Below are 12,976 nucleotides of genomic sequence, written 5' to 3' on the forward strand. Positions count from 1 at the left end.
CTAGTGGGTTTCGGTGACTTTGTTCAGGTAACGCGGCTCGTCCGGATTGCGGCCGCGCGCGGCGGCGAGGCCGGCCGCCATGACGTAGAACGACAAAATGGCCGCGATGGGATCGAGTGCCGCATCGGCAGCCGTTTCGAGCGGCAGCGCGGCGCCGGCCACGTCGGCGGGCGCCGCGAGCAGCACGCGCGCACCGCGCTTTTCCATGTCGCGCGCAAACTCGATCAGACCCGCCTGCTCCGGCCCGCGCGGGGCGAACACGAGCAGCGGATAATCGCGGTCGATCAGCTCCATCGGGCCGTGGCGCACTTCGGCGCTCGAAAACGCTTCGGCCTGAATGCCCGAGGTTTCCTTGAGCTTGAGCGCGGCCTCCTGCGCAACGGCAAGGCCCGGACCACGGCCGATAACGATCATCTGGCTTACGTCGCGCAATTCCTCGACGGCCTTCGACCAGTCGAGCGTGCCCGCGCGATCGAGCGCGTCGGGCAGCGCGCGCACCGCGTCGAGGAACGCGGCGTCGCGCTGCCAGAAGCCGACGAGCTGCGCCGACATCGCGAGCATCGCGATATAGCTCTTGGTTGCCGCCACGCTCAGCTCGGGACCGGCGAGGAGCGGCAGCTCCGTGCCGGCGGCTTCGGCGAGCGGCGAGCCCGCGACGTTGACCATCGCCGCCGTCAGCGCGCCGGCTTCGCGCAGCGCCCTGATCGTCGCGACGAGGTCAGGACTCCTACCTGATTGGGAGAAAGCAAGGGCAAACTGGCCGCGCACACGTAAGGGCGCCTGCTGGAGCGTCGCGATCGACATCGGCAGCGTGGCCACCGGTACGCCGATGCGGCTCATGGTGAGCGCAGCGAAGTAGCTCGCCGCGTGGTCCGAACTGCCGCGCGCGACGGTGAGCGCGACGTGGCGCGGTTCATCCGCCAGCGCGCGGGCGAGCGCCTCGACGCGCGAGGTGTCCGCGAGCTGCGCGGCGACGACGCCGGCCGAGGCCAGCGCTTCCTTAAGCATATTCGACAATCGATTCTCCTTCGACATAGGTCGCGGTGAGCGCCAGCTCGCGATCGAACACGTTGACATCGGCCCATGCGCCGCGCGCGAGGCGGCCACGGTCTTCGATGCCGAGGTAGTCGGCGGCATAGCGCGACAGGCGCGCGGACACGTCCGCGATCGGCAGGCCGATCGAGACGAGATTGCGCAGCGCCTGGTCCATGGTGAGGGTGCTGCCCGCGAGCGTGCCGTCGGCGAGGCGCACGCCGCCAAGGCATTTCGTCACGTGCTGGCTGCCGAGGCGGTATTCGCCGTCGGGCATGCCGGTGGCCGAGGTGCTGTCGGTCACCACATACAGGCGCGGAATGGCGCGCAGCGCGGCGCGGATCGCACCGGGATGCACGTGCAGCAGGTCCGGAATGATCTCCGCGTACTCGGCATGCGCGAGCGCCGCGCCGACCACGCCCGGATTACGATGATGCAGCGGCGACATCGCGTTGAAGAGATGCGTGAAGCCGCAGGCGCCGTGCTTGAGCGCGGCCACGGCGTCGTCGTAGGTCGCGAGCGAGTGGCCGATCTGCACGCGCACGCCGCGCGCCGCCATCTCGCCGATGATCTCGATATGGCCCGCAATCTCGGGCGCCACGGTCACCACGCGAATCGGCGCGATCGAGAGGTACTTGAGCACTTCGTCGAGCACGGCCGAAACGGCGGCGTCGGGCTGCGCGCCGAGCTTGCCCGGATTGATGTACGGACCTTCGAGGTGCACGCCCAGCACGCGTGCGCCGCCCGCCGTGCGGTTGCGCGTGACGTGGCCGAGGCCCGCGACCACGTTCATCAGTTCGTCGCGCGGGGCGGTCATGGTGGTGGCGAGCAGGCTCGTGGTGCCGTAACGGGCATGGGTGCGCGCGATGGTTTCGATCGCGTCGCCGGCTTCCATTACGTCGGCGCCGCCGCCGCCATGCACGTGCAGGTCGATGAAGCCCGGCAGGATGTAGGGCGCGTCGTTCTTCGCCGGATCGGTGGCCCCGCCCGTGATCGCGGTGATGCGTCCGTTCTCGAACGACAGCGTGCCGTGGATCCAGCCTTCAGGGGTGAGTATGTTTCCGCTCAGCATGAGAGTTTTCCGATGAGGCGCATCGAAGCGCGGTAGGACGTTTCGGTGACGTGCATGAGAGAGACTGCGGCGGGGCTCACTGGCGCAGCTCCGCAACGAAGTCGTAATAGCCGTCGCGGCAATAGGTGTCGGTCAGCTCGATGGCGCGCTGATCGGCGGAAAAGCCCACGCGCGTGATGACGAGCAGCGCGGCGCGCGGCTCGACGCCCATCAGCGCGGCGATCTCGCCCGTCGCGTTGACCGCGCGAAAGTGCTGCAGGGCGCGCACCACGGGTACGCGGCGCTGCTCCAGATACGCATACAGCGAGCCCTCGATGGCTTGCGGTTCCGGCACGATCGATACCGGCAGCGCCGAATGCTCGACCGCCATCACGGTGCCGTCGGCGCGCCGCAGGCGGCGCAGGCTCGCGACCGAAGCGCCCGGCGAGAGGCCGAGCTGCACGATCTCCTCGCGATGCGCGGGCCGCACCTCGCGCGCGAGCCACACCGAGTCGGGCGTGAAGCCGCGCTGCTCCATTTTCTTCGTGAAGCCCGTGAGGCGCGAAAGCGGATCTTCCACGCGCGGCGTGATGAAGCTGCCCGCGCCGCGCGCGCGCCGGATCAGCCCCTGTTCCACGAGCAGCTCGATCGCCTTGCGCGCGGTGATGCGCGACACGCCGATGGCGTCCGACAGGGTGCGCTCCGACGGCAGCGCCTCGCCGGCCGACCACACGCCGCAGTGAATGGCCGTGGCAAGGTTGCGCGCCAGCTGCAGATAGAGCGGCGTCACATTGCGCGCATCGGGCATCAGGGCAGACCAACGGGTTTCCATGGACTTGGCGGCAGCGGTTGGACGATCGTGGAGGGGCCGGACGGGCATGCTACGCGGCAGTGCCGGTTGTGCAGATTGGTCCGGTGCGAATGCGAGCCCATTATATAACCACAATAAGACCAGTCAACAGGTGCCGCCCTGCCTCGGAGCACTAAAAAATATCCTTAAAAATCAATCTATTACACGACAATACAACGCTCCGGTGAGAGGCAATCCGATATCAGGATTTACCCTGGAGAGGCACCACGATGGGATCAAGGCGGCATCAACAGGTTATTTGACATAGCCCACCGTAGGACCGCCATAGGACCAGGACGCGACTTCGGCAGGACAGAACGCGTGGATCCCGATAGTGCAGTGCACGCGCAATAAAAAACGCCGTGGCGCTCGCCACGGCGTTCGGGTCCTGCTGGTTCTTGCGTCGATTGGACGCAGGCTGCCGCTTCTCGAAGGTCCCTTAGAACGACGGAACCATCGAGCCCTTGAACTCGTTCTTGATGAACTGGCGCACGTCTTCCGACTGGTACGCGGCAACCAGCTTCTTCACCCACGGCTTGTCCTTGTCCTGGGTGCGAACGGCGATCAGATTCGCGTACGGGCTGTGAATGTCCTCGATTGCGATGGCGTCTTTGGTCGGCTGCAGGCCGGCCGCGAGTGCGTAGTTCGTGTTGATCACGGCGGCGTCCACGTCGCCGAGCGCGCGCGGCAGCTGTGCGGCGTCGAGTTCGACGAGCTTGATCTTCTTCTGGTTTTCGGCGACGTCGAGCGGCGTCGCGTTATTGCCGTTGGTGCCCGCGCCAGCGCGCAACTTGATCAGGCCCTTGCTTTGCAGGAGCAGCAGCGCGCGGTTTTCGTTCGACGGGTCGTTCGGCACGGCGACCTTCGCGCCCTGCGGCAGCTCGTTCAGGGATTTGAGCTTTTTCGAGTACACGCCAATGGGCGAGATGTACGTGAGGCCCGCGTTCACGAGCTTGTAGCCGCGCTGCTTGATCTGGCTGTCGAGATACGGGCCGGTCTGGAAGCTGTTGGCGTCGAGGTCGCCGGCGTCGAGCGCGGCGTTCGGCTGCACGTAGTCGTTGAATTCGACGACCTTGACGTTCAGGCCTTCGCGCCTGGCAACCTTCTGGACGACGGCCCAGACTTGCGCGTCCGGACCTGCAACGGTGCCGACCTTGATGACCTGGTCGTCGGCGCGTGCGCCGAGGCTGGCTGCAAGCGTGGTGGCGGCTACGCCGGCGAGGAGTGCTTTAATCAGATTTCTGCGCTGCATGAAGATGATGTTCCTGCGTGGTTTTGGTGTTGCTCCGATTCCGCGGCGTTGTGCGCCGTCTGCCGGACGATATAAATCGTCTCATATGGAACCGGTTGCCGGAAATAATGAATTCGCATACTGGTATGCCCGCGCAGCCTTGAAGCGCGCGGCACGTGTTCGCCTCTCGAGGCGAACACGCCGGGCGTCCCTTAGTCGGGATTCAAGCCGAGGAGGATCTTCAGATCGTGCAGCCAGGGCGTGACGCCCTGCCCGTCGCGCGCAAAGAGGCGCAGCTTGCCGGTCGTGTCGAACACGTAGCTCGCCGCGGTGTGGTCCATCGTGTAGCTATCCGGCGTGTTGCCGGGAACCTTCGCGTAGTACACGCGGAAATCCTTCGCCACCTGCTTGAGCTGGTCCTCGCTGGCCGGGCGCAGCCCAATGAAGGCCGGATTGAACGCGGCCGTGTACTGGCTCAGGATCTGCGGCGTGTCGCGCTCGGGATCGACGGTGACGAACAGCACCTGCACGCGCTTCGCCGCATCGGGTCCCAACTGCTGGAGCGCCTGCGAAAGCTCGGCCATGGTGGTCGGGCAAACGTCCGGACAGTGCGTGTAACCGAAGAACAGCACGACCACCTTGTCCTTGAAGTCGGCGAGCGTGCGCGTCTTGCCGCTGGTGTCGGGCAATGCGAAGTCCTTGCCGAACTGCGTATTGCCGGTGATGTCGAGGTTCGAGAACGAGGGCGGCTGCTGGCCGCAGCCCTCGAGAACCAGCGTGCCGCCGAGTGCGCCTGCAGCGGCAAGCGCGACGACCGTGGCGCGCGCCAGGCGCGCAAGCGTGCGGTGGGCCATGTCGTTACGCCGCGATGAGCGCATGCACGTAATGATCGACGAGCAGCGCCACGAACAGCAACGAGAGGTAGACGATCGAATAGCGGAAAGTCTTGCGCGCCAGTGCATCGGAATACTCGACGTAGATCTTCCAGGCGTAGGCGAGGAACACAGCGCCGAGCAGCACGGCCGCAGCCAGATACAGCACGCCGCTCATGCCCGAGATGTACGGCATCAGCGTGACCGCGAAGAGGATCACGGTGTAGAGCAGGATGTGCAGACGCGTGTACTTTTCGCCGTGGGTATTCGGGAGCATCGGCAGGCCCGCGTTTTCGTAGTCCTTGCGGCGGTAGAGCGCGAGCGCCCAGAAGTGCGGCGGCGTCCACACGAAAATGATGAGCACGAGAATCCAGGCGTCGCCGGGCACGTGGCCAGTCACCGCGGCCCAGCCGAGCGCCGGCGGCATGGCGCCCGAGGCGCCGCCGATCACGATGTTCTGCGGCGTGGCCGGCTTGAGCAGCAGCGTGTAGATGATCGCGTAGCCAATGAAGGTCGCGACCGTGAGCCACATGGTGAGCGGATTGGTGAACGTGTACAGCACCCACATGCCGAGGCCGCCGATCACCGCCGAGAAGATCAGGATCTGGGTGCTCGTGATCTCGCCGCGCGCCGAAGGACGCCAGGCAGTGCGACGCATGCGCGCATCCACCTTTTGCTCGACCAGACAGTTGATCGCGAAAGCCGCACCGGCCGTGAGCCAGATGCCGACGGTGCCGCCGATCAGCTGCTTCCAGGGCACCATGCCCGGCACGGCGAGGAACATGCCGATGACGGCGCAAAACACGGCGAGTTGCGTGACGCGCGGCTTGGTGAGCGCGAGATATTGGGAAATCCGGCTACCGGGCCTGCCAGGATTTTGGGATAGGGTTGTACTTTCCATAGGGCGGGATCACACCGCAGCGGTGTCGCGCGCTGGGAGAACGGCGCGGCCGGGGCGGCTACAAGCAATTCGAAAGTTTAGCACGACGACCAAAAGCAGCAGGATCGCCGCGCCACCGTTGTGCGCCACTGCGACGGGCAGCGGCCACTGCAGCACGATGTTGGAAAGCCCAGTCAAAAACTGGATAAAGATGACGATAATGATCCAGTTTGCCGGGCGTCGCAGCGAGACATAGCGTCGCAACTTGAGGGCGAACCATACCAGATAAGCGATCACCACGAACGCGAACGTACGGTGCGTCCAGTGGATCGCGACGAGCGCGTCCTGCGTGATCACGTCGCCGTTGCCGTCCATGCCGAGCGCGCGCCACAGGTGGAAGCCGTGATGGAAATCCATCGGCGGAATCCACGCGCCGTTGCAGGTCGGGAAGTCGGTGCAGGCGAGCACCGCGTAGTTCGTGCTCACCCAGCCGCCCAGCGCGATCTGCAAAACGAGCAGCCCAAGCGCCGCCAGCGCGGCCACGCGCCAGCGCGCGGCATCGGGCTCGTATGCGGGCAGCGGCGTCATGCGCGCGCCGAGCCACGCGAGCGAGCCAAGCAGCGTGAGGCCGAGCAGGAGGTGCGTGGTGACGATGACGGGCTGCAGTTTCATCGTCACCGTCCACGCGCCGAACACGCCCTGCACGAGGATCAGCCCGAGCAGCGCGGTAGGCCACCACGGCGACACATGCAGCGGCAGGCGCTTGATGCGCGCGCGCCAGGCGATCGCCATCTGCGCGATGATCAGGACACCGATCGCCATGGCGAAATAGCGGTGGATCATCTCGATCCACGCCTTCGTCATGCTCACGGGGCCGCTCGGCATGGCGAGATGCGCCGCGGCAATCTGCGCATGCGCGATAAACGGCGAGGACGTGCCATAGCAGCCCGGCCAGTCAGGACAGCCGAGGCCCGAGTCGGTCAGGCGCGTGAAGCCGCCGAACATCACGAGGTCGAGCGTCATGAACGTCGTGAGCCACACGAGCTTGCGAAACTTGTCGTCGTCGGCCTTCACCCAGACCCACGAGAGCGGCAGCAACGCGATGCACAGGCCAATCAGGCCCAGCTCCAGGATAAACATCTCTCTTACTCTTCTCTGTCAAACTCGCGCTGCGCACCTTAACCGATGCGGGACCACTTGAGCAGTTTAGTGACGTCTTGTTTGATTTTCGACGGGTCGGCGTGTGCCGGGAATCGCATCATCAGATTGCCGTTCGGATCGACCAGATAGATGTGGTCGGTATCTTTCGTCGTCGGCGTGGCGGGCAGCCACGCGGCGACGGCGACCGGATCGGCGCGCAGCATGCGCGTGTCCGCGTAGGCGCCCTTCACCTTCGCGGGGACGCCTGCGTCGTCGGTGCGCAGCCAGACCGTGACGATGCGCTCGCGCTCCGGGCCCTGCGTCGCGCGCACCTGGCGCATGAAATAGAGCTTCGTCACGCAGGCTTCGCCGCAGTCGCCGCCGTTCACCGAGATCATCAGCCAGCGGCCCTTGAACGAGGCGAGCGGCACCTCGTGACCGTCGTCGCCCGTCACCATGAGCGCGCCGGGAATGGGCCGCTGCGGCTCGATGAGCGCGCCATAGCTCGTCGTGCCGCCCTTCGGCTTGATCACGTAGTACGTAAAGTACGAGATCGCGATCGGCGCGCCGCAGATGAGCATGATGATGACGAGCGTCCAGCGGCCGCGCCGCTTTGCGTTCTTGTGCGCGTCCTTCTGCGCGGGCGTGGCGGCCGGCTGCGCGACCTGGGCGGAACGGGGGGATTGCGTCGACACTCTCGGGTAACCTCGCTTCTGTCGCTTTCAGTTGTCCATGTGCTGCAGGCGCAGCGCCCTTGTCCGGATCATGTAGAGATGCGATTGATTCGTCCGATGGATCATCAGGCGTCCTTCGCGCTGCCTGTGTCTTGCCTTCCGGGCGCTTCGCCGTGCCGCCCGGCTTTGCCTTCGGTGCGCGCTTTTGTCGCAGCGCTATCCGCAGCGTTTTTCGCAGCTTTACGGGCCGCAAACAGGCCGAAACCGAGGGCCGCGAGCGCCATGCCCCACCACTGGAGCATGTAGCCGTAGTTGCGCTCGACGTCCGTATCCGGCACCGGCCAATCGCGCACGAGCCCGTCCTTGAAGGCCGGCACGAAGCCGGTTTGCTGGATCACGAACGGTTGCAGCGGCAACCCGGTTTCCTCAGCGTAGGAAGCGACGCCGAGATTCTGCCGTATCTTCTGATGCGCTGCAGAGCCGCCCGCACCGAGTTCGAACGCGCGCGAGGCGTCCGCGCGCGCAATGCCCTCCACGACGACCGGCCCAGGCGGCGTGACATAGGGCGCGATCGCGGCGCGGTCGGCGATGTTGCGCGGCAGCCAGCCGCGATTGACCAGCACGTAGCCGCCGCCTTCGAGTTTAAACGGCATCACGACATAAAAACCCGGCTGATCGTTATACGGACGATTGTCGAGGTACACCACGCGCCCGGGCAGGAAGGTGCCCGTCGCCCGCACACGATGGAACTCGATGTCCTTCAGCGCGAGCGGAGCGGCGCCCACCGGTAGCGGCGCAGACGATTCGTACTGCGTGATTTGCGCCTGCAGCGCCTCCTTCTGATGCGCGCGGTCGCGCTGCCAGAAGCCGAGCCGGATCGTCACGGCCATCACGATCAGGATCAGCAGCGTGGGGACGAGCCGGATTTTCATTGGGCACGTCCGATGCGTGAGAGACCGGTGGTCGAGCCCCGCGCCACCCAGCGTGGTGCGATAATGAGACAGACGTTTTCAGGCATGCCAAATTCCGTGAACTTCATGCACATACTCGTCCCCGTTGCGTTCGCGCTGATCATCGCGAGCATGATCTCCGCGCTCTACTTCATGATGCACGACCGGGGCCGCACCAAGCGGATGGTCTGGTCGCTCGCCACGCGCGTGGGACTTTCCATTTCGCTATTCCTGTTCATCCTGTTCGCGCACTGGATGGGCTGGATCCAGTCCACCGGGATTCCTTACGGCCGCTGAGCGCGGCTGGCCATCACCGGACACCGCCGCGCAAACCCCATTGCGGAAAACACAAGGCGCCGCGCCGACGAGGTCGGGCGGCGCCTGGTTTCATTCGCGTCTCACGCGCCGCGATGCGCGCGGCGCACCCCTGCATCACAGCCAGTACACGACGACGTAGAGGCCGAGCCACACCACGTCAACGAAGTGCCAGTACCATGCCGCGCCTTCGAATGCGAAGTGATGCTCCGCGGTGAAGTGGCCGCGAATGAGCCGGATCATCACGACAGTCAGCATCGTGCCGCCCAGGAACACGTGGAAGCCGTGGAAGCCCGTGAGCAGGAAGAACGTCGAACCGTAGATGCCCGAGGCGAGCGTGAGGTTCAGTTCGTTGTAAGCGTGGATGTATTCGAACGCCTGCAGGAAGAGGAAGCACACTCCCAGCACGATCGTCGCGGCGAGCCAGGCGATGGCCTTCGAGCGATGGTTGTCGCGCAGCGCGTGGTGCGAAACCGTGAGCGTCGCGCCCGAGGAAAGCAGCAGCGCCGTGTTGATGGTCGGCACGGGCCACGGCGTCATCGAGCGGAAGTGCGAGACCAGCGCCGCGGGACCGTTGTTCGGCCAGACGGCCGAGAAGTCCGGCCAGATCAGCTTGTAGTCGAGGCTGCCGAGCTGATGCAGGGCGATCGCGCGTGCGTAGAAGAGCGCGCCGAAGAACGCGCCGAAGAACATCACTTCCGAGAAGATGAACCAGCTCATGCTCCACCGGTATGACACGTCGACACGCTTGCCGTACATGCCGCCCTCGGATTCGGCGATGGCGTCGCCGAACCAGTGCCACAGCGTGAAGAGCAGCCATAGCAGGCCGGCGAGCACGCCGATCGGCGCCCACGACTCGCCGTTGATCCACGAAGCGAGCGACGCGAGCATGACCAGAAGCCCAATGGACGCGCTGATCGGGTGCCGCGACGGGTGCGGTACGAAGTAGTACGGGCTATCGTTTTGGCCGCTCATGCCAGTTTCTCCAGTTTCCAGTTGCTCCGGACTTCGCCGGCCGCATTGATCCGGGTGTGTCCTCGTTATTCACTGCATCGCGCGCGGCGTGGCGCGCGAAAAGCTCATCCCACCACCGCGTGCACGATCAGCAGCAGCACGACGATGAACAGCACCGCACCGACGATGCCCGCGATGATCAACTGCACAGGGTGCAGGTTCGCGGCGTCGTCTTCGAGGTCGGCGCGCTTGCGCACGCCGAGAAAGGACCACGCCACCGCTTTCATCACCTGCAGGATGCCGCCCTTCTTCTTCGCCGGCCCTGCACCGCCGCGTTCGTCGCTCATGCGCCTTTCGCCTCCTGGCCTCGTTGATCCCGGCGCCGAAGCCTCATGCGCCCGCCGACTGCTTCGGCGGCGGCGGCACGGCCGGCTTGTTCAGTTCGAAGAACGTGTACGACAGCGTGATCGTCTTCACGTCCTTCGGCAGCTTCGGGTCGATCACGAACACCACCGGCATGCGCTTCGTCTCGTTCGCCTTCAGGACCTGCTGCGTGAAGCAGAAACACTCGATCTTGCGGAAGTACTCCGTCGCCTGCTTCGGCGCGTAGCTCGGAATGGCCTGCGCGTCGATCGTGCGTCCTTCGTTGTTCGAAATGTCGTACATCACCGTCATGACTTCGCCCGGATGCACGTCGAGGCTCGCTTGCTCCGGCTTGAAACCGAGCAGCCCGCGTGCGTTCGCGTCGAACTCCACGGAGATCGTGCGCGTCATGTCCACCTGCGTGTTGCGCGCCTCGCGCTCGGTGGCGTCGCGCTGCACCAGGTTGTTGATGCCGGTGACCTGGCAGATCGCGCGATACATCGGCACGAGCGCAAAGCCGAATCCGAACATCAGCAGCGCCACGACGACGAGCTTGATGAGCATCGACCGGTTGAACGCGCGATCATTTCCCGCTTGCGTGGACATCGGACTTCCTCGAACGATCTTCCGGCAAACGCGCTGCGCGTCAGTGGCCGGGGAAATACACCTGCTTGACGACGGCAGCCACAAAGAAACCGACTACGACGGCCAACAGAATGAGGCCGAGCCGCAGATTGCCCGCGCGGATCTGCTCGGGCGTGCGTCTTTTTTGTGGATCCCGGGTCATGCGTTCAACGCGGCTCGCCGCGGCTTCTCCTTGCATCGTGAATGGCCTCTCGTACGTGCTCCGATGAAGACTGCGTGAAGACCGCGGACTTCGTTCGCGTCCGGCTGCGCACAGCCGGACGCCACAGGCTCAACGGCAGGCTCAGCGGCTCACTCGACCGTCGGCGGATTCTCGAACGTGTGGAACGGCGCCGGGCTCGGCACGGTCCACTCGAGGCCCGTCGCACCGTCCCACGGCTTGTCGCTGGCCTTCTCCAGTTCGCCGCCGCCGCGATAGGCGGGCAGCGCCACGGCAAACAGGAAGTACACCTGAGAAAGTCCGAAGCCGAAGGCGCCGATCGAGATCACCTGGTTCCAGTCGGTGAACTGGGCGGGATAGTCGGCATAGCGGCGCGGCATGCCGGCGAGGCCGACGAAGTGCATCGGCAGGAAGGCGAGATTGAAGAAGACAAGCGAGCACCAGAAGTGGATCTTGCCGCGTGTCTCGTTGTACATCCAGCCGGTCCATTTGGGAGACCAGTAATACCACCCTGCGAACAACGCGAATAATGATCCGGCCACCAGCACGTAATGGAAGTGCGCCACCACGAAGTAGGTGCCGTGATACTGGATGTCGAGCGGCGCCATGGCGAGCATGAGGCCCGAGAGACCGCCGAACGTGAACACGATCAGGAACCCGACCGCCCACAGCATCGGCGTTTCGAAGGTGAGCGAGCCGCGCCACATGGTGGCGACCCAGTTGAACACCTTCACGCCCGTCGGCACGGCGATCAGCATGGTCGCGTACATGAAGAAGAGCTGGCCCGTGACCGGCATGCCGGTCGCGAACATGTGGTGCGCCCAGACCATGAACGAGAGAATCGCAATCGATGCCGTGGCGTACACCATCGAGCTATAGCCGAACAGCGGCTTGCGCGAGAACGCCGGAATGACCTGCGAGACGATCCCGAACGCCGGCAAGATCATGATGTAGACCTCGGGGTGCCCGAAGAACCAGAAGATGTGCTGGTACATGACCGGGTCGCCGCCGCCGGCAGCGTTGAAGAAGCTCGTGCCGAAGTGGCGGTCGAACAGCAGCATCGTGATCGCGCCCGCGAGCACCGGCATCACGGCGATCAGCAGGTAGGCGGTGATGAGCCACGTCCACACGAACATCGGCATCTTCATGAGCGTCATGCCCGGCGCGCGCAGGTTCAGGATGGTCACGACGATGTTGATGCCGCCCATGATCGACGAGGCGCCCATGATGTGCACCGCGAAGATCGCGAAGTCCATGCCCGGGCCCATCTGCGTGGAGAGCGGCGCATAGAGCGTCCAGCCCGCGGCGGTCGCGCCGCCCGGTGCGAAGAACGAGCCGACCAGCAGACACGCGGCGGCGGGCAGCAGCCAGAAGCTGAAGTTGTTCATGCGCGCGAACGCCATGTCCGAAGCGCCGATCTGCAGTGGAATCATCCAGTTCGCGAAGCCCACGAAGGCCGGCATGATCGCGCCGAACACCATGATGAGACCGTGCATCGTGGTGAGCTGGTTGAAGAACTCGGGGCGCATGATCTGCATGCCCGGCTCGAACAGCTCCGCACGAATGGCGAGCGCCATGACGCCGCCCGAGAGGAACATCACGAACGAGAAGAGCAGATACAGCGTTCCGATGTCCTTGTGGTTCGTCGCTAGCAGCCAGCGGCGCCAGCCGTGGGGCGTGGCGTGCGCGTGGTCGCCGTGCACGTGGCCGTGCCCTCCAGCTACATCGTGTCCGATGCTAGACATGACTTATCTCCTGTCGGCCCGGGGTTGGCGCTTTCACGCCTGACTCCGGCCCCATGCAATTTAACTGCGGAAGCGAATTGCTTTGTGTCTCTTGCTGCGGCGTTTGCCTGCTTG

The 12,976-nt window shown here is 64.9% G+C and carries 15 protein-coding genes; 1 reads left to right on the top strand and 14 read right to left on the bottom strand.

Features of this window, described 5'->3' with window-relative positions; all coding sequences use genetic code 11:
• The 9 genes from BHE01S_RS29025 to BHE01S_RS29065 form a co-directional block, all read right to left on the bottom strand.
• Nucleotides 1-1,008 (bottom strand): SIS domain-containing protein, encoded by a 1,008-nt coding sequence (locus tag BHE01S_RS29025; RefSeq protein WP_042270044.1) that lies wholly within the window; start codon nt 1,006-1,008, stop codon nt 1-3.
• Nucleotides 1,001-2,104, bottom strand: coding sequence for an N-acetylglucosamine-6-phosphate deacetylase (nagA, locus tag BHE01S_RS29030; RefSeq protein WP_042270046.1), 1,104 nt, complete (start codon nt 2,102-2,104; stop codon nt 1,001-1,003). The genes BHE01S_RS29025 and nagA overlap by 8 nt, the downstream gene beginning before the upstream one ends.
• Nucleotides 2,105-2,180: 76 nt before the next feature.
• Nucleotides 2,181-2,915 (bottom strand): GntR family transcriptional regulator, encoded by a 735-nt coding sequence (locus BHE01S_RS29035; protein WP_042270048.1) that lies wholly within the window; start codon nt 2,913-2,915, stop codon nt 2,181-2,183.
• A 457-nt stretch (nt 2,916-3,372) separates the two neighbouring features.
• On the bottom strand, nt 3,373-4,185 hold the full coding sequence (locus BHE01S_RS29040; RefSeq protein WP_042270050.1) for a MetQ/NlpA family ABC transporter substrate-binding protein: 813 nt from the start codon (nt 4,183-4,185) through the stop codon (nt 3,373-3,375).
• A 191-nt stretch (nt 4,186-4,376) separates the two neighbouring features.
• A complete protein-coding gene (locus BHE01S_RS29045) occupies nt 4,377-5,018 on the bottom strand; it encodes an SCO family protein (protein ID WP_042270052.1) in 642 nt (213 codons plus the stop codon).
• Nucleotides 5,019-5,022: 4 nt separating this feature from the next.
• Nucleotides 5,023-5,937 (bottom strand): heme o synthase, encoded by a 915-nt coding sequence (gene cyoE, locus BHE01S_RS29050; protein WP_042270054.1) that lies wholly within the window; start codon nt 5,935-5,937, stop codon nt 5,023-5,025.
• Between the two features lie 9 nt (nt 5,938-5,946).
• Nucleotides 5,947-7,056 carry a COX15/CtaA family protein gene (locus BHE01S_RS29055; RefSeq protein WP_042270056.1) on the bottom strand — a complete coding sequence of 370 codons (1,110 nt, stop codon included), beginning with the start codon at nt 7,054-7,056 and terminating at the stop codon, nt 5,947-5,949.
• A 38-nt stretch (nt 7,057-7,094) separates the two neighbouring features.
• Nucleotides 7,095-7,751: an SCO family protein gene (locus BHE01S_RS29060; RefSeq protein WP_042270058.1), complete on the bottom strand. Its 657-nt coding sequence runs from the start codon at nt 7,749-7,751 to the stop codon at nt 7,095-7,097.
• A gap of 104 nt (nt 7,752-7,855) precedes the next feature.
• The gene (locus BHE01S_RS29065) at nt 7,856-8,662 is read right to left on the bottom strand and encodes an SURF1 family protein (protein ID WP_042270059.1); all 807 of its coding nucleotides are present in this window, start codon (nt 8,660-8,662) and stop codon (nt 7,856-7,858) included.
• 105 nt (nt 8,663-8,767) lie between these two features.
• Between BHE01S_RS29065 and BHE01S_RS29070 the strand changes: the two genes are divergently transcribed.
• Nucleotides 8,768-8,977 (top strand): twin transmembrane helix small protein, encoded by a 210-nt coding sequence (locus BHE01S_RS29070; RefSeq protein ID WP_028201826.1) that lies wholly within the window; start codon nt 8,768-8,770, stop codon nt 8,975-8,977.
• 135 nt (nt 8,978-9,112) lie between these two features.
• Here the strand turns inward: BHE01S_RS29070 and BHE01S_RS29075 are convergent, their stop codons facing one another.
• The 5 genes from BHE01S_RS29075 to ctaD all read right to left on the bottom strand — a co-directional run bounded on the left by BHE01S_RS29075 (nt 9,113) and on the right by ctaD (nt 12,862).
• The gene (locus tag BHE01S_RS29075; RefSeq protein WP_042270061.1) at nt 9,113-9,970 is read right to left on the bottom strand and encodes a cytochrome c oxidase subunit 3; all 858 of its coding nucleotides are present in this window, start codon (nt 9,968-9,970) and stop codon (nt 9,113-9,115) included.
• A 104-nt stretch (nt 9,971-10,074) separates the two neighbouring features.
• The gene (locus tag BHE01S_RS29080; protein WP_042270063.1) at nt 10,075-10,296 is read right to left on the bottom strand and encodes a DUF2970 domain-containing protein; all 222 of its coding nucleotides are present in this window, start codon (nt 10,294-10,296) and stop codon (nt 10,075-10,077) included.
• A gap of 43 nt (nt 10,297-10,339) precedes the next feature.
• A complete protein-coding gene (locus tag BHE01S_RS29085; RefSeq protein ID WP_042270066.1) occupies nt 10,340-10,918 on the bottom strand; it encodes a cytochrome c oxidase assembly protein in 579 nt (192 codons plus the stop codon).
• A gap of 40 nt (nt 10,919-10,958) precedes the next feature.
• Nucleotides 10,959-11,099 (bottom strand): cytochrome oxidase small assembly protein, encoded by a 141-nt coding sequence (locus tag BHE01S_RS38100; RefSeq protein WP_208867222.1) that lies wholly within the window; start codon nt 11,097-11,099, stop codon nt 10,959-10,961.
• Between the two features lie 149 nt (nt 11,100-11,248).
• The gene (ctaD, locus tag BHE01S_RS29090) at nt 11,249-12,862 is read right to left on the bottom strand and encodes a cytochrome c oxidase subunit I (protein WP_042270068.1); all 1,614 of its coding nucleotides are present in this window, start codon (nt 12,860-12,862) and stop codon (nt 11,249-11,251) included.
• Nucleotides 12,863-12,976: the final 114 nt, after the last annotated feature.

It is taken from the genome of Paraburkholderia heleia NBRC 101817, from assembly GCF_000739775.1.
GTDB classification, from domain to species: Bacteria; Pseudomonadota; Gammaproteobacteria; order Burkholderiales; family Burkholderiaceae; genus Paraburkholderia; species Paraburkholderia heleia.